The sequence below is a fragment of the Serratia sp. CoH_122_TC_1 genome (assembly GCF_058191755.1).
Genome location: NZ_JBXWLA010000018.1, coordinates 81,277 through 99,983, shown reverse-complemented (window position 1 = coordinate 99,983; position 18,707 = coordinate 81,277). Strand labels below are relative to the sequence as shown.

Here is an 18,707-nt window from a genome sequence, read left to right as displayed (position 1 = left end):
CTCTGCGTTTCCTTACTTGCCGGGTATCTATGTCCAGTTCGCGCCGCCTTTTTTTCGCCCTGACCTTACCGGATGCATTACAGCAGCAGGTGATCCGTTGGCGCGCAGAAAGCTTCACACCCGAAGCGGGTCGGCCAGTCGCAGCAGCCAATCTGCACCTGACGCTGGCCTTTCTCGGGGATGTTTCAGCACCAAAAGAAGCCGCGCTTAAAAAGCTGGCCAGCCGCATTCGCCAACCCGGCTTCAGCATGGTATTGGATGACCTTGGCCACTGGCCTCGTCCCGGCGTGGTTTGGTTAGGCACACGACGCGCCCCGCGCAGATTGCTGCAGTTGGCAGAGCTTTTGCGATCGCAGGCAGCCCGCAGCGGGTGTTATCAAAGCCCCATGCCGTTTCATCCGCACATCACACTATTGCGCTCTGCAACACAGCCCGTCGCCATACCACCGGCTACACCGGGATGGGTCTTCAGCGCCGACGCATTTGCCTTGTACCAGTCAGTTTTTGAAAACGGCCGCACGCGTTATCAGATGCTTGAACAATGGCCCTTAGCCAACCAGGACAACTCATGATTTTTACGCCACCGCTGCGCCATGCCACGCTGATTAAACGTTACAAACGCTTTCTGGCGGACGTCATCACGCCGGAGGGAGAAACCTTTACCCTGCACTGCGCCAACACCGGTGCCATGACCGGTTGCGCAACACCCGGCGACACCGTTTGGTATTCCACCTCAGATAATGCCAAACGCAAATACGCCCACAGTTGGGAACTGACACATACCCAACAAGGGGACTGGATCTGTGTGAATACCTTACGTGCCAACACCTTGGTGCGCGAGGCTATCGAACAGAATCTAATCAATGAATTATCCGGTTACAGTAAAATCAGCAGCGAAGTAAAATATGGCAGTGAAAACAGTCGTATCGATTTGTTATTACAGGCAGAAAATCGAGCTAGCTGCTATATTGAAGTTAAGTCAGTCACATTATTGCAACAACAACGTGGTTACTTCCCTGATGCGGTAACGCTCAGAGGACAGAAGCACTTACGTGAGTTGCTAAGCGTGGTTGAAAGCGGGCAACGGGCGGTTTTGTTCTTTGCTGTGTTACATAGCGGTATTGAACAGGTCGCACCGGCACATCATATAGATGAGCGTTATGCGGCACTGTTGGCACAGGTTCAGCAATTGGGCGTAGAAGTCGTTTGTTATGGGGCTAAATTATCACCTGACGGTATATCTCTCTGCGATAAGTTACCGTTTTTTATCGATTAGCGCTGACTGGGCACAAATATTCCGACAACCGGTTATCGCGTCGCCAAATACGCCTTCCTTCACACCATTGTCAAGCAGGCGACAGGAATAATTGCCAACCTACGTCCCATCTGTTATTTATAGCGGCCTGTTTTTCCCCCGCATTGGGGATTCGATAGTGCGTGTGTATGTAGGAGAAGCAACATGCAAGAAGGGCAAACCCGTAAAACCTCGTCCTTGAGCATTCTCGCCATCGCTGGGGTGGAGCCGTACCAAGAGAAGCCGGGCGAAGAGTACATGAACGACGCCCAGTTGTCGCATTTCAAGCGCATTCTTGAAGCATGGCGCAACCAGCTCAGGGATGAAGTGGATCGTACTGTGTCGCATATGCAGGAAGAGGCTGCTAACTTCCCTGATCCGGCCGACCGTGCCACTCAGGAAGAAGAGTTCAGTCTTGAACTGCGTAACCGCGATCGCGAACGCAAACTGATTAAAAAGATCGAGAAAACGCTGAAGAAAGTAGAAGACGAAGATTTCGGCTACTGCGAATCCTGCGGCGTGGAGATTGGCATTCGTCGCCTTGAAGCGCGCCCGACTGCCGATTTGTGCATCGACTGCAAGACTCTGGCCGAAATCCGCGAAAAGCAGATGGCCGGCTAATATACCCAAAATAGGTGGAGTTGCATCAAGGCGGCAAGGGAGCTGATCCCAATGAGCTTACTCAAGTCAGTGATTAGGGTAAGTGAGTGCCGCCAACGCAGAAGCAACTTCAAAGATGACGGGTATACAGTTGTTACCGCTGCGGCGTGCGTCCTGCGTGCGCCGCACAGAGCAAAGGGAAAGTTTCCCCTCTGATATGCAAGAAAGACATTATGTGGGGCGCTTTGCCCCATCGCCTTCCGGGGATCTGCATTTCGGTTCGTTGATTGCAGCGCTGGGAAGCTACCTTCAGGCTCGTGCTCAACGCGGGCAGTGGTTGGTTCGCATTGAAGATATTGATCCCCCGCGCGAAGTTGCCGGTGCGGCCGATCGTATCTTATCCGCTCTGGAACACTATGGTCTCCACTGGGACGGCCAGGTCATCTATCAATCCCAACGCCATGAAGCCTACCGAGCCACGCTGGATCAACTCCATCAGCAAGGTCTCAGCTATTTCTGCAACTGTACCCGTAGCCGTATCCAGCAGATAGGTGGCCTCTATGACGGTCACTGCCGTCATTTGCATCTGGGTCCTCAGGATGCCGCCATTCGTTTACGGCAGTCCGCACCGGTTTTCGCTTTTCACGACCGGCTGCAGGGCGAGTTGCACGCCGATCCCGCGTTGGCACAGGAAGACTTTATCATCCGTCGACGTGATGGCCTGTTCGCCTATAACCTGGCGGTAGTGGTTGACGATCATTTCCAGGGTGTTACCGAAATCGTACGCGGTGCCGATTTGATCGAACCGACAGTGCGCCAAATTGCGCTATATCATCAGTTGCAGGCACCGGTACCCACGTATGCGCATTTGCCGCTGGCGCTGGGTGCTAACGGCATCAAACTCTCGAAACAAAACCATGCGCCAGCGTTGCCCGACGGTGATCCTCGCCCCGTGCTGGTTGCCGCATTGAAGTTTCTGCGCCAACCCCTGCCGGAAAGCTGGCAAGATCTTGACCTGCCGTTATTATTGAGCTGGGCAATCGCACACTGGAAGCTGGATAATGTGCCGCGTCAGGAGGCAATCCCCTGGGCGGAAACACATCGGCATTCTCAAAAGAGCCATGGTGAGCTATGATTAGCCGCTATTTTTTGTTAGCGCCATTTTTATCAGACACTATCGAGGTGTACCATTTTTACCCGAGTAGCCAATTTCTGCCGTAAGGTGCTAATCCGCGATGACAAGCAGCCGCGCGATGAAGCGCCGGTCAGCGATAAAAACGTAGTCCGCGAAGAAAGCGTGGCGGCTGAACAGCCAGCTGCGCCGCAGCAACGTTCCGCCGATCGCGGCAGAGAAAGCCCTGCCCGCCGGCCGGCACCGCGTAAACGCCCACCTTTTCCTGCGGCAGAGGGAAACGGCTCAATGACCGTGATCCCGCGCGACCAGCACGCCATCTCACGTAAAGACATCAGTGAGAATGCGCTGAAGGTGCTGTATCGCCTGAATAAATCCGGCTTTGAAGCCTATCTGGTCGGTGGCGGCGTACGTGATCTGTTATTGGGCAAAAAGCCAAAAGATTTCGACATCACTACCAACGCAACCCCAGAGCAGGTGCGCAAGCTGTTCCGCAACTGCCGTCTGGTTGGCCGCCGTTTCCGCCTGGCTCACGTGATGTTCGGGCCTGAAATCATCGAGGTTGCGACCTTCCGTGGCCACCACGAACAGCAAACGCCGGAATCGGACAAGAATTCTTCCCAGCAGGCCCAAAACGGCATGCTGTTGCGTGACAACATCTTTGGCTCAATCGAAGAAGATGCTCAGCGCCGTGACTTTACCATCAACAGCTTGTATTACGGTGTCGCAGACTTCACCTTGCGTGATTACGTCAACGGCCTGCGCGATCTGAAGCAAGGCGTGATTCGCCTGATCGGCGATCCAGAAACTCGCTACCGTGAAGACCCGGTGCGCATGCTGCGTGCTGTGCGCTTTGCCGCCAAGCTGGACATGACCATCAGTGATGAAACCGCCGAGCCGATCCCCCGTCTGGCGTCCCTGCTACATGAGATCCCACCCGCGCGTCTGTTTGAGGAGTCACTCAAACTGTTACAGGCTGGCTACGGCTATCCGACCTATCTGAAGCTGTGTGAATACCAGTTGTTCCAGCCGTTATTCCCACAGATTGCACGTCACTTCACCCCTAACCATGACACGCCAATGGAACGTATCCTGGTGCAGGTGTTGAAGAATACCGACTATCGTCTGCAGAATGACATGCGCGTCAATCCGGCATTCCTGTTTGCTGCTATGCTTTGGTATCCGCTGCTGGAACATGCGCAGAAACTGGCGCAAGAAAGCGGGTTGGCCTATTACGATGCCTTCGCTCTGGCAATGAATGACGTGTTGGACGAGCAGTGCCGCTCGCTGGCGATCCCGAAACGTATCACCACGCTGGTTCGTGATATCTGGCAGTTGCAGCTTCGGCTGTCACGCCGACAGGGCAAGCGCGCGCATAAACTGATGGAACACCCGAAGTTCCGCGCTGCTTACGATCTGCTGGCGCTGCGTGCGGAAGTGGAAGAAAACCCGGAAATGCTGCGTCTGACCGAATGGTGGGGCGAGTTCCAGGACGCTACGCCAGCGCGCCAAAAAAGCATGTTGAACACCTTGGGTGACGATCCGGCACCGCGCCGCACGCGTCAACGCCGCCCACGCCGCCGGACGCCGCGTAAAGAAGGGGAATAATGATCCGCGTTTATATCGCGCTGGGCAGTAACCTGGCGCACCCGCTACAACAGGTGAAAGCCGCACTGGAAGCGCTGGAGCATCTCCCGCGCACCCGGTTGATCGTTTGTTCTTCGTTTTACCGCACGAAACCACTGGGGCCACAGAACCAGCCGGACTTTCTCAATGCCGTGGTTGCATTGGATACGTTATTGCCTGCCGAACAGCTCCTGGATCACACTCAGGCAATAGAGCGTAATCAGGGCCGGGTACGCAAAGATGAACGCTGGGGGCCTCGTACCCTGGATCTGGACATGATGCTCTATGGCGATCACGTCATTCATACCGATCGCCTGACCGTGCCACATTACGGCCTGAAAGAGCGTGAGTTCATGCTCTATCCGCTAGCGGAAATCGCCCCCGAGTTGATCTTCCCGGATGGCGAATCCCTGGCCAGTTGCCTGAAACGCGTGCCGAAAAATGGCATGGAACTCTGGCATCACCCCAAGCAGAAATCCTGAGTCGGGCGCAGTTCATCTCCAGCGCCCTACAGCATCACCTGAGCAACAAATCCCCCTTCAGGTCGGTTGGCAAATCTAACACGCAATCCATGTAAACCCGCGATACGCTCCACAATCGATAGCCCCAAACCACTCCCCGTTTGTTCCTGCCCCGGCGGACGATAAAAGCGCTCGCCAAGCCGTGCCAGATGCTCCGGCGTAACACCAGGGCCATCGTCCTCGACCTCCAGCAAGCGTTCTGTCAGCCTCACCGTGACCCTGCCCCCTTTCGGGGTATAACGCACGGCATTATCCACCAGATTGCGCACCAGCAATGACAGCAACAGAGGTTGCCCCTGTAACGGTGGCGGCGTACCTTGTTGTTCATAGCGCAGCGTGACATTGGCGGCATGTGCATGGCGCTCATGCTCCGCCAGGAGCATCGGAACCCATTGACCCCAGTCGACCGTTTCCAGTTCGGCCAGACCGGACAGGGAGTCCAGCCGCGACAGTGTCAGCAGTTGATCGACCAACCGCGTGGCGCGATCGATGCTTATCGTCAGGTTGTCCAACGCATGCGCACGCATCGGCTCGTCGTCACCCGCCAGTTGCACGACTTCTGTCTGCACACGCAGTGCCGCAAGTGGGCTGCGTAACTCATGGGCAGCGTCTGACGTGAATCGTCGTTCCCGCACCAGCAACGCATTGATGCGGGCAAAGAGCGCGTTAAGCGCATCCACCAACGGACGCACCTCTGTCGGTACCTGGCCCGCATCCAGTGGTGTAGCATCATCCGGGGCGCGTTTGCGCAGCCCCGCGGCGACAGTGCGCAACGGCCGCAGCTCACGCCCGACCATCAGCGCAATCAGCACCATCAGGATCGGCAACGTCACCAACCACGGCACCAGTTGCCCGGTCACCATGCCTAGCGCCATATCCCGGCGATAGTCCCACTCCTGCCCCACCACAATGCGGTATCTCCCGTCGGGGCTGGTTAGCCACAGCAGACGCCAACTGTCGTCATCGCCTTTGCGTTCACCGTCGGTAAAGCCTTCACGCTCACCGTCAAAGCGGAAATCTGCGCCATTCTCGCCATCATTGAGCAACATTTTGCCGTCGCGATCGAAGATGGCGAATGCCAACGCGTCGTCGTCCTGCTCGCCACGTTTTCCGTGGTGCACCAGCCTCTTGGTTTTCGGCAAACTCCGCACGCTTTCCTCTGCCAGCAGATTACCCAGATTGGTGGTTGCCAGCCGTTTGGCGAACAGCATCTGTTGGGTATCAAACACTTCATTGATGTTGTTACGCATCATCATCCACGCCACCAAACTGGCAGAACACCAGGTCACTAACGCAAGCACACTGAAAATCAGGATCAACCGCAGCCGCAGACTGAGATGTTTCACGGCACATCCCCCAGCGTATAGCCCACACCGTGAATGGTACGGATAAAGCCGTTGCCCAGCTTCCGTCGCAGATGATGAATATGCACCTCCACCGCGTTGCTACTGACCTCATCGTCCCAGTTGTACAACTTTTCCTGGATCAAGGGACGAGCCAGCACCCGCCCTTTGTTGTGCAGGAACAACTCCAGCACCGCCAGCTCCCGCGGTGTTAATGTGACAGGCTCGCCGTTACAGCTCACGCTACGGGTGGCAGTATCAAACACCACATTCCCATGTGCCAATTGCGGCATCAACTGGCCATGGCGACGGCGGATCAATGCCTGCAAACGTGCAGCAACCTCTGCCAGGGCAAAAGGCTTGCACAGGTAATCATCGGCGCCACTTTGCAGGCCGCTGACCCGTTGTTCCAGCGCATCACGTGCGGTCAGGATCAAGACAGGCACGTCATGGCCGGCTTGCCGCCACTGGCGCAACAAGTCCAGCCCGTCGAGGCCCGGCAGGCTGAGATCGAGGATCACGGCATCGTAAGGCGCACTTTCCAGCGCATTTTTACCAACCAGCCCATCGGTAAACCAGTCCAGATTAAAACCGAGTTTGGTCAGCCCAGCCTTGATACCGTCGCCAATTAATTTGTCATCTTCTATCAGCAAAATTCGCATGCGCGTCCTTTTTTAGCCCTTGCTATCCATTACACCACAAGGTTCTTAAGAACCTCTTAAGCATTATGATCTGCGCTACCCACCCCGTTAGGGTTACAGTAGAATGACAGCACTTTTTTGCAGCCAGAGCCCTGCGCACGCCGCACGGCTCGATTCAGGAGACGTAGTGATGAAACCCACCACCGTGACCCATTTGCGCCAGTGGAAACAGGAACAACGCAAGTTTGCCTCCTTAACCGCCTACGATGCCAGCTTTGCCAAATTGTTTGAAGAGCAAGGCGTTAAAGTGCTGCTGGTGGGTGACTCTCTGGGCATGACGCTGCAGGGCCACGACTCCACGCTGCCAGTCACCGTCGCCGACGTTGCCTACCATACCCGCGCCGTCCGTCGTGGCGCTCCAGCCTGCCTGTTACTGGCCGATCTGCCCTTTATGAGTTACGCCACGCCACAACTGGCCTGTACCAATGCCGCTGAGCTGATGCAAGCCGGCGCCAATATGGTGAAGCTGGAAGGCGGCAGTTGGCTGTGTGAAACAGTGAAAATGCTCACCGAGCGTGCCGTGCCCGTATGTGGTCATCTCGGCCTCACACCACAGTCGGTAAACGTGTTCGGCGGCTACAAGGTGCAGGGCCGTGATGAGCTCGCTGCCAAACAATTATTGGAAGACGCACAAAATCTGGAACTGGCCGGTATTCAACTGCTGGTGCTGGAGTGCGTACCCACTGAGCTGGCGCGCAAAATCACTGAAGCCCTGGCAATTCCGGTGATCGGCATTGGCGCCGGTAATGTCACCGATGGCCAGATCCTGGTGATGCATGACGCGTTCGGCATTACCGGCGGCCATACACCGAAATTCGCTAAAAACTTCCTGGCGCAAAGCGGTGATATCCGTTCGGCGGTGCAACAATATATGCAGGATGTGGAGCAAGGAATTTATCCCGCAGAAGAACACTCATTTAACTAACGGCATGGTTTAATAGGCATAAATGGCGCCGCCTGATTACGCGCAGCAAGCGCATACAGCCGAGCAAAACAGCCTATCAAGGAGTTATGGAATGGTAATTATCGAGACCCTGCCGCTGTTGCGTCAGCAGATCCGCCGCTGGCGTCAAGATGGCAAACGTATCGCGTTGGTGCCTACCATGGGCAACCTTCACGAAGGCCATATGACATTGATCGATGAAGCGCGTGCACGTGCCGATATCGTGGTGGTCAGTATTTTCGTCAATCCAATGCAGTTCGAACGCCCTGAAGATTTGGCAAGTTACCCGCGCACCTTGCAAGAGGACAGCGAAAAGCTGACCCGCCGCGGTGTTGAACTGGTATTCGCCCCCGCGCCAGCGGATGTCTATCCTCAAGGTCTGGAACAACAAACCTACGTCGATGTACCCGGTATCTCCACCATGCTGGAAGGCGCCAGCCGCCCAGGGCATTTCCGCGGCGTGGCTACCATTGTCAGCAAACTGTTCAATCTGGTGCAGCCGGATCTGGCCTGTTTTGGCGAGAAGGATTACCAGCAACTGGCGTTGATCCGCAAGATGGTGGCGGACATGGGTTACGATATCGAGATCGTCGGCGTTCCGACCGTACGGGCCAAAGATGGCCTGGCACTCAGTTCACGTAACAGCTATCTGACCGCCGAAGAGCGTAAAATCGCCCCGCAGCTCAGCAAGATCATGAATGCACTGGCAGAACAGCTCAGCAACGGTGAACGTCACGTCGACGAACTGCTGGAGCAAACTGCAGCACACCTGCGCAACGCCGGTTTCATCCCTGACGAGCTGTTTATCCGTGACGCAGACAACCTGCAACCGCTGGGTGTTGAGAGCCAACGTGCGGTGGTGCTAATGGCCGCCTGGCTGGGTAAAGCGCGGTTGATCGACAATCAACAGGTTGATCTGACATTGTAGGTTATTTTTCGCGCAACCGTCACCGTTGAGGCCAGCCTGACAGTAGACAATGGCGGGCTTATCGGTGACGATATATTTCGGTATGGATGTTTAACCCAATCGCCTCTCTATATTAGGTAAAGCTATGATACGTACTATGCTGCAAGGTAAGCTACATCGGGTGAAAGTGACTCAGGCCGACTTGCACTATGAAGGCTCCTGCGCCATCGATCAGGACTTCCTGGAAGCCGCAGGCATTCTGGAATATGAAGCTATCGATATTTATAACGTTGATAACGGTCAGCGTTTCTCAACCTATGCTATCGCCGCAGAACGCGGTTCGCGCATTATTTCGGTCAACGGTGCGGCAGCACGCTGCGCCTGCGTGGGCGACAAGCTGATCATCTGTTCTTATGTGCAGATGAGCGATGCCGATGCCCGCCAACATCATCCGAAGGTCGCCTACTTCGAAGGTGACAACAACCTGCAGCGTAAGGCAAAAGCCGTACCGGTTCAGGTCGCTTAAACGCAAAAACGGGCGCTTTTGGCGCCCGTCTCATCTTTACGCTAAACACGTCGAATTGCATCGCGACGGCAATGAACCGCAGCACGATGCACTTACTGCACTACCAGCGTTCCCGGCTTGTTGGCTATTCTGTCCGCCATTGTCTGAATAGAGTCGGTGCGCAAAATATATAGCCGCTTCAGCGTATAAGGATTATCCCCCGGCTTCACTTTGCCCTGCACCGTGGTTACCGCCATATGGAAACCGGCGTCTTTCGCTGCCTGAATCGCCCGCTGGTTATAGCCACCAAACGGGTAGGACAGATACAGCACGTGCGGATTAAACTGCGACAGCGCACGGCGTGAGTGCTCAAAATCGAATTCGATATTATGCAGGGAACGGCTCAGCAGGATCGGTTGACGGTTACCGTCAGTGCGATGCAGGAAATGCGTATGCGATTGCACATCGAATACGTCCTGAATCTGCTTCAGCTCGGAAATACTCATAAACTGCAGCGAGTCTGGGTTCCACTTCTGCGGATGGCGTTTGATGCGTGAGGAAATGATAAACGCGGTGGCGCGGAAGCCGTAGTCTTTCAGCACGGGATAAGCGTACCGGTAGACCGACTTTAGCCCGTCATCAAACGTCAGCACCACCGCCTTACCCGGCAAATTGATCTGGTTGTTCAGGTAAGCTTCCAACTGGTACAAGGAAATGGTGTCGTAGCCGGCCTGCTTCAGGTAGGTCATCTGGTTGCTGAACGCCACATCAGATGTGGTCGTCGACGTATGACGGAAGCGCTTGTTCTCTTCGTTCTTCAACAAATGATGATAAGTCAGTACCGGAATACCCGTGTCAATTTCACAGTCCAGCTCGCTGACATAACCCAGGCGGTCACCAATGTTGATCTCATACCAGGTGTTGTTGAGCCGATCCTTCAGCTTACCGATGATCGGGTAACGCAGGTTCTCTTCCAGCACGCCAAAAACATCGCTGCCGTTATCCGCATCGGTATAGACGTTTGTCACCTTTTGGGTGATCAGGTTCTGGTTGGTCAGCGGCTTGTTCAGCTCACCAAGATCATCCTTCACTTTGCGCGATTTTTTGAGATTCCGCACATCGTCTTTATCGATAAAACCGGTACCGTGACCGAATTTGAACTCGTAATATTCCGCATCTGCCGGGAACACCTGAATCAGTTGCCCCTGCTTCACTTCACCAACCGGAATAACATGCTCGCCAATCAGCGAATAGACCTCGCTGTCGCGTTGCGCTTCCATATATTCGGATTTAACAGCACTGTCTTCCGACAACAAATTTGCCAGACTTGCCGGAGATGCAAATACCATCAGAATGCCGAGAAGCCCAGCCGCTATCTTATGTTTAGACCGCATGGTTATGTTCTGCTTACGAGTACGTAATAACAAAATGGAGGAAATGTGGAGCGCCAGCATAGCACGATTTGAACAGCGGGGAGAAAGGGGTTATTGGAGCAATTTTATTGATTTACATGATGTCTGTTTCAGGTCAAGAAAAGCGTCCCCGGACGACTGAACGGGGACGCCAGTTCATCAGGTACGCAGACCGCGGCCGCGTTCAATCAGGTACCATGACAACAGGTAGAACACCGCAATAAACGCCACCAGCACTGCCATCGTCAGCGCCAAGGGAACGTCGCTGATGCCCAGGAAACCGTAACGGAAACCGCTAATCATATACACGATCGGGTTCAGTTTGGACACCGCCTGCCAGAACGGCGGCAGCAGCGTCAGCGAGTAAAACACCCCGCCCAGATAGGTCAGCGGCGTCAGCACGAAGGTCGGAATCAGGCTGATATCGTCAAAGGTCGTGGCAAATACCGCGTTGATCAGCCCCGCCAGCGAAAACAAAATCGCCGTCAGCAGCAGTGTAGCGACAATCACCCACCAGGCGTGGATCTGCAATGGCACAAAGAACAGCGAAATCACGGTAACCAATACGCCGACGCAAATGCCGCGCGCCACGCCACCACCGACGTAACCGGCGATGACGACGTGCGTCGGTACCGGTGCCACCAGCAGTTCTTCGATGTTGCGCTGGAATTTGGCGCTGAAGAATGACGAAGCCACGTTGGCATACGAGTTGGTGATCACCGCCATCATGATCAAGCCCGGCACGATAAACTGCATGTAATCAAAACCGTGCATTTCACCAATGCGCGAACCAATCAGGTTGCCAAAGATGATGAAATACAGCGTCATGGTGATCACCGGTGGTACCAGCGTCTGGATCCAGATACGGGCAAAACGGTTGATCTCTTTGGCCCAGATACTCTGTAAGGCCACCCAATACAAACGCGTCATGCTTTTTCTCCATTACCGTTAACCAGGGTGACGAACAGCTCTTCCAGCCGGTTAGCCTTGTTACGCATGCTCAGTACCTGAACACCCTGCGTGCTGAGTTGGGTAAACAGACCATTCAGGCCTTGCTCACGCATCACTTCAACTTCCAACGTTGAGGTGTCCGTCAGACGGTGGCGGTAACCGTCCAGCTTCGGCAATGGGCTTTTCGCGGCCAGATCCAGGATGAAGGTCTCGGACTTGAGCTTGGCCAACAACCCTTTCATTGAGGTATTTTCGACCAATTCACCGTTCTGGATAATGCCGATGTTGCGGCACAGCATTTCGGCCTCTTCCAAATAGTGAGTGGTAAGAATAATGGTGGTGCCTTGCGCGTTCAGCTCTTTCAGGAAGCCCCACATCGAGCGACGAAGTTCGATATCCACCCCGGCGGTCGGTTCATCGAGGATCAGCAGTTTTGGCTGATGCATCAGCGCTCGGGCAATCATCAGGCGACGCTTCATACCACCAGACAGCATGCGGGCGCGCTCTTCACGCTTGCCCCACAGATCCAGCTGAGTCAGGTATTTTTCCGCCCGCGCCAGTGCTTCACGGCGAGCTACGCCGTAGTAACCCGCCTGGTTGACGACTATCTGCATCACCGTTTCGAACGGGTTAAAGTTGAATTCCTGTGGCACCAGCCCGAGCTGGCGTTTGGCATTGACGATGTCTTTGTCGATGTCGTAGCCAAACACCCGCACGCTGCCGGACGTTTTATTAACCAGCGAACTGATAATGCCGATGGTCGTGGATTTTCCGGCACCGTTAGGCCCCAGCAAAGCATAGAAATCCCCGGCTTCGACATTCAGATCGATCCCGCGCAATGCCTTGACGCCACCGGCGTAAGTCTTGGTTAACTGCGCTAATTCCAGTGCATAATTCATAAGTTAAAAAGTACCTTGTGACGATGAGTATGCTGCTGCGTATTGTAATGAAGGTGATCTTATCATCAGCAGCGTTTTCACTGAGGCAAATCCGTGCGGAAAATTCAGGTTCCATCCCACCATGCTGTATAAAAAGTGGCTGAATATCGTCTTGCGTAACGGTTCCGATTTCCAAACTGTGACGCTTGTCCTATATTACCCCAACGCAATCTGTTCGTTACAGGCCAATAACCTCCATGAAAGAAATCGAAAAGCTTATCGCTAATAACCATACTTGGTCGGCTAACATCAGTAAGGAAGATCCAGATTTTTTTGAACGTTTAGCACAGGCGCAAAAGCCCCGTTTTTTATGGATTGGTTGTTCAGACAGCCGCGTTCCTGCGGAAAGGCTGACCGGGTTGGAACCAGGAGAACTGTTTGTCCACCGTAATGTGGCAAACCTGGTCATTCACACCGATTTAAACTGCTTGTCGGTCGTGCAATATGCCGTCGACGTGCTGGAAGTTGAACATATTATCATTTGTGGCCACCTGGGCTGCGGTGGCGTAGAAGCCGCGGTGGAGAACCCAGAGCTGGGGCTTATCAACAACTGGCTGCTGCACATTCGCGATCTTTGGTACAAACACAGTTCACTGTTGGGTGAGCTGGAACCTGAACAGCGCCTTGACGTATTGTGCGAAATCAACGTGATTGAGCAGGTCTATAACCTGGGCCATTCCACCATAATGCAGTCGGCGTGGAAACGCGGTCAGAAAGTGATGATTCACGGTTGGGTGTATGGGATCCAGGACGGACGTCTGCGGGATCTGGAAGTTGCAGCCACCAGCCGAGAAAGCCTGGAAATGGGCTATCGCAAGGCGATGGCTACGCTGCAGCAAGATAAAGGCATTTAACTCCGCCCAGAACAGAACATATACCCCAAATAATTGAAGTTGCACAATGACAGTCAAACACAGGTGCAGCTTCAAGTATAAAGGGTATATCGCGCCAACCGCAGTTTATTCGTCCAGCAGCACCACTTTACCGACGTACGGCAAATGGCGATAACGCTGGGCGTAGTCGATGCCGTAACCCACCACGAACTCGTCCGGGATCGGGAAGCCGACGTACTCAACCGGTACTTCAACTTCACGGCGTTCAGGCTTGTCCAACAGGGTACAAATCGCCAATGATTTTGGCCCGCGCAGTGCCAGGATTTCGCGCACTTTATTCAACGTGTTGCCAGAATCAATGATGTCTTCGACGATCAGCACGTCTTTGCCACGGATGTCTTCGTCCAAATCCTTGAGGATTTTTACGTCGCGAGTAGTGGACATGCCACTGCCATAGCTGGAAGCTGTCATAAAGTCGACTTCATGTGGTACATCAATCGTACGACACAGATCGGCCATGAACATGAAGGAGCCGCGCAGCAGCCCAACCAATACCATGTCACTGCCGCTATCGCGGTAATGTTCGGTGATCTGGCGGCCAAGTTCAGCGATACGGGTCTTAACTTCCTGCTCGGAAATCATTACTTCTACAGTGTGTTTCATAGGTTTCAGGTCAGTTGCCGGAAGAAGGGCGCAGAGTTTAGCATAGCCTGAAGCCGCTGGCGACGCGAGTGCGCCGCCCGTTTTACGCCGCGGGATAATCAGTCGGTTACCGTAAAGCCCAGCATCATGCCGGTATCTTCATGTTCCAGCAGGTGACAATGGGCCATATAGGCATGATCGCTGTTGGCCAGGTGATCAAAGCGCACCAACACTTCACTGCGCCAGCCTTCAACACGCACCGTGTCTTTCCAACCACTGCGGTGGGCCGCTGGCGGCTTGCCGTTTTCCGATAGAATACGGAACTGGGTGCCGTGAATATGGAACGGGTGCAACATCATGTCACCCTCGCCGGAGATGGTCCATTTCTCGTATTTGCCGCGCTTGGCGTCAAACATCGGTTTAGCCATGTCGAAAGCCTTGCCGTTGATCATATTGCCGTGACTGAAGTCGAACGGTTTGGCGCTGTGATCCATGCCCTTCATATCGCCGTGATTCATACCTTTCATATTGCCGTGGTCCATGCCTTTCATACTGCCCTGTCCCATGCCGGCCATTGCCCCGTCACCTTTGCCCATGCTGCCGTGATCCATGCTCATTCCTGCCATGGCTTGATGGCCGTAACGATCCATCAACGCCTGCATGCCCAGCATATCCAACTGCGGATTCATCATAAGTTGCAGCCAACGCTCTTGCACACCCGCCACCGCAGGCAATGCCGGCAGCGTCACCAGGCTATCCGGCATCGTCTTGATACCCTGCGCCATCGAAGGCTGAATATGCAGCACTGGCAGTGGTTGGTCGAATGGTGCCAACGTCATGCCCATCTGTTTAACCGGCAGCGTAACAATATCAAACGGCTTGCCGTCGGAGGCATCCACCAGCACTTCAAAACGCTCGCCCATCAGCATCGGCAATTCAGTCAGCTTGACGGGCTCACCCAGAAAACCCCCGTCGCTGGCGATCACATAAAGTGGACGGTTATCACTGGCCGCTATGTTCAGCGAACGGGCATTACACCCGTTGAGGAAACGCAGGCGCAACCAACCACGTGGGGCAATATGCCGTGGATACTGCGCGCCGTTGGTGAACATGCGGTCACCAAACCAGCCCACCGCCGCGCTCATCACGTCCAATTGATATTCAATCTGTGCGTCTTTGCCTAACCGCTTATCCTGTAAGATCACAGGAATATCATCCTGCCCCCAGGTTTTCGGCAGTGGCAACTTACTGCTCTCATCATCTTCCAACAGCACCAACCCCGCCAACCCCATCATCACCTGCTGCCCCGTCTTGCCATGGGTATGCGGATGGAACCAGCAGGTCGCTGCGGGCTGTTCAACCGTGAACTGCACCCTGCGCGTGGTACCCGGTTGGATTAACGCCTGTGGGCCGCCATCGACATCGCCCGGGATTTCCAAACCGTGCCAGTGAAGGGTACTGGCCTCCGGCAACGCGTTGCGGATATCTACCGTCACCGGTTTGCCGCGTTGCAGTCGAACGGCCGGCCCCAGCAGCGCACCATTCACGCCCCAGGTGTGGGTCGCTTTACCCGGAAGCCAGTTCATTTCGCCGGTTTGTAACGCCAGCGCGATATTTCCCTGCGCATCCGGCGTCAGTAGCGGCGGAATAGGCAACGCAGGCAGCTCGGCCGCCCACACACCCCGGCTCCACAACGGTAAAGCGCTTGCCGCGCCCAGCGCAGCGGTCAGTTTGATAAAATCACGGCGTAACATCGCTGACTCCCTTTTTCAGTGATCGGCACTCAATACTCACTAAGCTGCTGCAAACTCAATCAGGCGGCAGCTTGAAAGATTATGGGTCTAAACTTAACGCTATACAGCCTAAACCCTCCCCTTAGCGGAAGGTCAAGCCTTTGCTGTCCATTATGTTATCCGTCGGTAATAAAATTTGGTGCCTTTACAGGCAAGTGTGATAACGTCTGTTGACAACAAACAGGTCTATTTTCACGATGAAAAAAACAACATTACTGGTGGTGCTGCTCACCATGCTGGGGTTCTCCAACGCCAGTCTGGCGCTGAATGAGTCTGAGGCGGAAGATCTGGCCGATCTGACGGCAGTATTTATCTATTTGAAAAATGACTGTGGCTACAACGACTTGCCTAATGCACAAATCAAGCGCGCCATCGTCTATTTTGCCCAACAAAACCGTTGGGATTTGACCAACTATAATAGCTTCAATATGAAGGCGCTGGGTGAAGACAGCTACCGTGATCTTAGCGGTATTGCCATCCCGACCCCCAACAAATGCAAATCCCTGGCTCGTGACTCGCTAAGCCTGCTGGCCTACGCCAACTAATCCCCTCCGCCTTTCCGCTACCTCTGTTTGAAATTCAGCCGTGCATCACCAGGCAGAGTTAGCTATGATGTTGCGCCCATTTTTCATGGCTGTTATTACGGAGTTCCCGCACATGACCCAGAAAGAAATTTGGTATGAGACGCTGCATGCCAACTTCGGCCAGTACTTCTCAGTAGAGAACGTGCTGTATCGTGAGAAGACCGAGCATCAGGATTTGGTTATTTTTGAAAACCCGGTTCTGGGGCGCGTGATGGCGCTCGACGGCGTGGTGCAAACCACCGAGCGTGATGAATTCATCTATCACGAAATGATGACCCACATACCGCTGTTGGCACACGGCCGGGTGAAGAAAGTGCTCATCATCGGCGGTGGCGACGGCGCCATGTTGCGTGAAGTGAGCCGTCATCAGGGCGTAGAACACATCACCATGGTTGAGATCGACGCCGGTGTGGTGGAGTTCTGTCGCCAATACCTGCCAAACCACAATGCGGGTGCCTACGACGACCCACGCTTCAAACTTGTGATTGATGACGGTGTCAATTTTGTTAGTCAGACCGATGAAAAATTCGATGTGATTATCTCTGACTGTACCGATCCCATCGGTCCCGGTGAAAGTCTGTTCACCTCTGCGTTCTATGAAGGCTGTGCTCGCTGCCTGAATGAAGGTGGCATTTTTGTCGCGCAGAACGGCGTGTGCTTCCTGCAGCAAGACGAAGCGGTTAATAGCCATACCAAACTGAGCCAGTACTTCAACGACGTCAGCTTCTATCAGGCCGCAATTCCGACCTATTACGGCGGCATTATGACCTTCGCTTGGGCGAGTCAGGATCCGGCACTGCGCCAGCTCGACTTACCTACCCTGCAACATCGCTTTAATCAAAGTGGCTTAAACTGCCGTTATTACAACCCGGCAATTCACGTGGGCAGCTTTGCACTGCCGCAGTATTTGCTCGACGCACTACGCCCAAAATAATTGAAGTTGCATCACAACGAAGCCACGGCTTTGTTGAACAGCGCTTGCGCTGGCCCCAACGGGCGAGGCTTTGCCGAGTAACGCGGCAAGTGAACGAACCCCCGATGAGCTGACGCCAGTCAGTGAGCTGGGTAAGGGAGCGCAGCCAATACAGAGGCCGCTTCAAATAGGTCGGTAAAGAACGTTTCACGTTAAGCGAGAAGATAAAGGAGGTGAACCAAATTGCATAAGCTAAAACTGCACGGCTTCAACAACCTGACAAAAAGCCTGAGTTTTTGTATTTACGATATTTGTTATGCCAAAACCGCGGATGACCGCGCTGGCTATATCGCCTACATTGACGAGCAATACAACGCCAACCGCTTGACCGAGATCTTGAGCGAAACCTGCTCGATCATTGGCGCAAATATTCTGAACATCGCACGCCAGGACTATGAGCCTCAGGGCGCCAGCGTCACCATTCTGGTTAGCGAAGAACCGGTTGATCCGAATGATGTCGATACCTCGGAACACCCAGGCCCATTGTCAAAGACCGTGGTTGCACACCTGGACAAGAGCCACATCTGTGTTCACACCTATCCGGAGAGCCATCCGGAAGGCGGTCTGTGCACCTTCCGCGCCGATATCGAAGTCTCGACCTGCGGCGTGATTTCACCGCTTAAAGCGCTGAATTACCTGATCCACCAGTTGGAATCTGACATTGTCACCATGGATTACCGCGTGCGCGGTTTTACCCGCGACGTGAATGGCGTAAAACATTACATCGATCATGAGATCAATTCGATCCAGAACTTCATGTCTGATGACATGAAGGCGCTATACCACATGATGGACGTGAATGTTTACCAGGAGAACATCTTCCACACCAAGATGCTGCTGAAGGATTTCGATCTGAAGCACTACCTGTTTAACGCCAAACCGGATGCACTGAGTGCCGCCGAGCGTAAAGAGATTACCGATCTGCTGTGGAAAGAGATGCAGGAAATCTATTACGGCCGCAATATTCCGCACCTGTGATAACTTTCGGGCGCAGCGCAATGCCGCGCCC

The 18,707-nt window shown here is 54.2% G+C and carries 19 protein-coding genes and 1 pseudogene; 13 read left to right on the top strand and 7 right to left on the bottom strand.

The window, feature by feature from the left end; genetic code table 11:
* Window positions 1-29: 29 nt before the first annotated feature.
* From thpR to folK, 6 genes and pseudogenes are all read left to right on the top strand, one after another.
* Window positions 30-572 (top strand): RNA 2',3'-cyclic phosphodiesterase, encoded by a 543-nt coding sequence (gene thpR / locus AC2FC2_RS21305; protein WP_209637554.1) that lies wholly within the window; start codon window positions 30-32, stop codon window positions 570-572.
* Window positions 569-1,276 (top strand): DNA/RNA nuclease SfsA, encoded by a 708-nt coding sequence (gene sfsA / locus AC2FC2_RS21300; protein ID WP_061807932.1) that lies wholly within the window; start codon window positions 569-571, stop codon window positions 1,274-1,276. The genes thpR and sfsA overlap by 4 nt, the downstream gene beginning before the upstream one ends.
* A gap of 183 nt (window positions 1,277-1,459) precedes the next feature.
* Window positions 1,460-1,915 carry an RNA polymerase-binding protein DksA gene (gene dksA, locus AC2FC2_RS21295; protein ID WP_012146687.1) on the top strand — a complete coding sequence of 152 codons (456 nt, stop codon included), beginning with the start codon at window positions 1,460-1,462 and terminating at the stop codon, window positions 1,913-1,915.
* Window positions 1,916-2,111: 196 nt separating this feature from the next.
* A pseudogene (gluQRS, locus tag AC2FC2_RS21290) lies at window positions 2,112-3,022 on the top strand (tRNA glutamyl-Q(34) synthetase GluQRS).
* 61 nt (window positions 3,023-3,083) lie between these two features.
* Window positions 3,084-4,634 (top strand): polynucleotide adenylyltransferase PcnB, encoded by a 1,551-nt coding sequence (pcnB, locus tag AC2FC2_RS21285; RefSeq protein WP_404760566.1) that lies wholly within the window; start codon window positions 3,084-3,086, stop codon window positions 4,632-4,634.
* A complete protein-coding gene (gene folK, locus AC2FC2_RS21280; RefSeq protein WP_209637552.1) occupies window positions 4,634-5,134 on the top strand; it encodes a 2-amino-4-hydroxy-6-hydroxymethyldihydropteridine diphosphokinase in 501 nt (166 codons plus the stop codon). The genes pcnB and folK overlap by 1 nt, the downstream gene beginning before the upstream one ends.
* A 26-nt stretch (window positions 5,135-5,160) precedes the next feature.
* On the opposite strand, the gene qseC is transcribed toward folK, so the two are convergent.
* Together qseC and qseB are read right to left on the bottom strand one after the other, a co-directional pair.
* Window positions 5,161-6,519, bottom strand: coding sequence for a quorum sensing histidine kinase QseC (gene qseC / locus AC2FC2_RS21275; protein WP_490659874.1), 1,359 nt, complete (start codon window positions 6,517-6,519; stop codon window positions 5,161-5,163).
* The gene (gene qseB / locus AC2FC2_RS21270) at window positions 6,516-7,178 is read right to left on the bottom strand and encodes a quorum sensing response regulator transcription factor QseB (RefSeq protein WP_265556813.1); all 663 of its coding nucleotides are present in this window, start codon (window positions 7,176-7,178) and stop codon (window positions 6,516-6,518) included. The genes qseC and qseB overlap by 4 nt, the downstream gene beginning before the upstream one ends.
* Window positions 7,179-7,347: 169 nt before the next feature.
* Here qseB and panB point away from each other — a divergent pair, with 169 nt between their 5' ends.
* The 3 genes from panB (at window position 7,348) to panD (ending at window position 9,593) form a co-directional block, all read left to right on the top strand.
* Window positions 7,348-8,142, top strand: a complete 795-nt coding sequence (gene panB / locus AC2FC2_RS21265; RefSeq protein ID WP_404760450.1) for a 3-methyl-2-oxobutanoate hydroxymethyltransferase — start codon at window positions 7,348-7,350, stop codon at window positions 8,140-8,142.
* Between the two features lie 91 nt (window positions 8,143-8,233).
* Window positions 8,234-9,088: a pantoate--beta-alanine ligase gene (gene panC, locus AC2FC2_RS21260; protein ID WP_209637544.1), complete on the top strand. Its 855-nt coding sequence runs from the start codon at window positions 8,234-8,236 to the stop codon at window positions 9,086-9,088.
* 124 nt (window positions 9,089-9,212) lie between these two features.
* The gene (panD, locus tag AC2FC2_RS21255) at window positions 9,213-9,593 is read left to right on the top strand and encodes an aspartate 1-decarboxylase (RefSeq protein ID WP_037416822.1); all 381 of its coding nucleotides are present in this window, start codon (window positions 9,213-9,215) and stop codon (window positions 9,591-9,593) included.
* 92 nt (window positions 9,594-9,685) lie between these two features.
* Here the strand turns inward: panD and AC2FC2_RS21250 are convergent, their stop codons facing one another.
* The 3 genes from AC2FC2_RS21250 to AC2FC2_RS21240 form a co-directional block, all read right to left on the bottom strand.
* Complete coding sequence (locus AC2FC2_RS21250) at window positions 9,686-10,966, bottom strand: polysaccharide deacetylase family protein (RefSeq protein ID WP_209637542.1); 1,281 nt, start codon at window positions 10,964-10,966, stop codon at window positions 9,686-9,688.
* Between the two features lie 177 nt (window positions 10,967-11,143).
* On the bottom strand, window positions 11,144-11,914 hold the full coding sequence (locus tag AC2FC2_RS21245) for an ABC transporter permease (RefSeq protein ID WP_209637540.1): 771 nt from the start codon (window positions 11,912-11,914) through the stop codon (window positions 11,144-11,146).
* The gene (locus AC2FC2_RS21240) at window positions 11,911-12,834 is read right to left on the bottom strand and encodes an ABC transporter ATP-binding protein (protein ID WP_209637537.1); all 924 of its coding nucleotides are present in this window, start codon (window positions 12,832-12,834) and stop codon (window positions 11,911-11,913) included. The genes AC2FC2_RS21245 and AC2FC2_RS21240 overlap by 4 nt, the downstream gene beginning before the upstream one ends.
* A gap of 236 nt (window positions 12,835-13,070) precedes the next feature.
* Here AC2FC2_RS21240 and can point away from each other — a divergent pair, with 236 nt between their 5' ends.
* Window positions 13,071-13,727 (top strand): carbonate dehydratase, encoded by a 657-nt coding sequence (can, locus tag AC2FC2_RS21235; protein ID WP_061807929.1) that lies wholly within the window; start codon window positions 13,071-13,073, stop codon window positions 13,725-13,727.
* A 105-nt stretch (window positions 13,728-13,832) separates the two neighbouring features.
* Here the strand turns inward: can and hpt are convergent, their stop codons facing one another.
* Entirely contained in the window at window positions 13,833-14,369 is a 537-nt protein-coding gene (gene hpt / locus AC2FC2_RS21230; protein WP_209637535.1) for a hypoxanthine phosphoribosyltransferase, read from the bottom strand.
* A 98-nt stretch (window positions 14,370-14,467) separates the two neighbouring features.
* Complete coding sequence (gene cueO, locus AC2FC2_RS21225) at window positions 14,468-16,102, bottom strand: multicopper oxidase CueO (protein ID WP_490659873.1); 1,635 nt, start codon at window positions 16,100-16,102, stop codon at window positions 14,468-14,470.
* Between the two features lie 236 nt (window positions 16,103-16,338).
* On the opposite strand from cueO, the gene AC2FC2_RS21220 reads away from it, so the two are divergent.
* The 3 genes from AC2FC2_RS21220 to speD all read left to right on the top strand — a co-directional run bounded on the left by AC2FC2_RS21220 (window position 16,339) and on the right by speD (window position 18,676).
* Window positions 16,339-16,686, top strand: coding sequence for a YacC family pilotin-like protein (locus AC2FC2_RS21220; RefSeq protein ID WP_209637531.1), 348 nt, complete (start codon window positions 16,339-16,341; stop codon window positions 16,684-16,686).
* A 112-nt stretch (window positions 16,687-16,798) separates the two neighbouring features.
* Window positions 16,799-17,659 (top strand): polyamine aminopropyltransferase, encoded by an 861-nt coding sequence (gene speE / locus AC2FC2_RS21215; protein WP_209637529.1) that lies wholly within the window; start codon window positions 16,799-16,801, stop codon window positions 17,657-17,659.
* Between the two features lie 222 nt (window positions 17,660-17,881).
* Window positions 17,882-18,676, top strand: a complete 795-nt coding sequence (speD, locus tag AC2FC2_RS21210) for an adenosylmethionine decarboxylase (protein WP_012146704.1) — start codon at window positions 17,882-17,884, stop codon at window positions 18,674-18,676.
* Window positions 18,677-18,707: the final 31 nt, after the last annotated feature.

What these genes read in the sequence shown, in the direction of transcription:
- thpR (WP_209637554.1), top strand. Translation starts at nt 30, where the DNA reads ATGTCCAGTTCGCGCCGCCTTTTTTTCGCCCTGACCTTACCGGATGCA.
- sfsA (WP_061807932.1), top strand. Translation starts at nt 569, where the DNA reads ATGATTTTTACGCCACCGCTGCGCCATGCCACGCTGATTAAACGTTAC.
- dksA (WP_012146687.1), top strand. Translation starts at nt 1,460, where the DNA reads ATGCAAGAAGGGCAAACCCGTAAAACCTCGTCCTTGAGCATTCTCGCC.
- folK (WP_209637552.1), top strand. Translation starts at nt 4,634, where the DNA reads ATGATCCGCGTTTATATCGCGCTGGGCAGTAACCTGGCGCACCCGCTA.
- qseB (WP_265556813.1), bottom strand. Translation starts at nt 7,178, where the DNA reads ATGCGAATTTTGCTGATAGAAGATGACAAATTAATTGGCGACGGTATC.
- panB (WP_404760450.1), top strand. Translation starts at nt 7,348, where the DNA reads ATGAAACCCACCACCGTGACCCATTTGCGCCAGTGGAAACAGGAACAA.
- panC (WP_209637544.1), top strand. Translation starts at nt 8,234, where the DNA reads ATGGTAATTATCGAGACCCTGCCGCTGTTGCGTCAGCAGATCCGCCGC.
- panD (WP_037416822.1), top strand. Translation starts at nt 9,213, where the DNA reads ATGATACGTACTATGCTGCAAGGTAAGCTACATCGGGTGAAAGTGACT.
- AC2FC2_RS21250 (WP_209637542.1), bottom strand. Translation starts at nt 10,966, where the DNA reads ATGCGGTCTAAACATAAGATAGCGGCTGGGCTTCTCGGCATTCTGATG.
- AC2FC2_RS21245 (WP_209637540.1), bottom strand. Translation starts at nt 11,914, where the DNA reads ATGACGCGTTTGTATTGGGTGGCCTTACAGAGTATCTGGGCCAAAGAG.
- AC2FC2_RS21240 (WP_209637537.1), bottom strand. Translation starts at nt 12,834, where the DNA reads ATGAATTATGCACTGGAATTAGCGCAGTTAACCAAGACTTACGCCGGT.
- can (WP_061807929.1), top strand. Translation starts at nt 13,071, where the DNA reads ATGAAAGAAATCGAAAAGCTTATCGCTAATAACCATACTTGGTCGGCT.
- hpt (WP_209637535.1), bottom strand. Translation starts at nt 14,369, where the DNA reads ATGAAACACACTGTAGAAGTAATGATTTCCGAGCAGGAAGTTAAGACC.
- cueO (WP_490659873.1), bottom strand. Translation starts at nt 16,102, where the DNA reads ATGTTACGCCGTGATTTTATCAAACTGACCGCTGCGCTGGGCGCGGCA.
- AC2FC2_RS21220 (WP_209637531.1), top strand. Translation starts at nt 16,339, where the DNA reads ATGAAAAAAACAACATTACTGGTGGTGCTGCTCACCATGCTGGGGTTC.
- speE (WP_209637529.1), top strand. Translation starts at nt 16,799, where the DNA reads ATGACCCAGAAAGAAATTTGGTATGAGACGCTGCATGCCAACTTCGGC.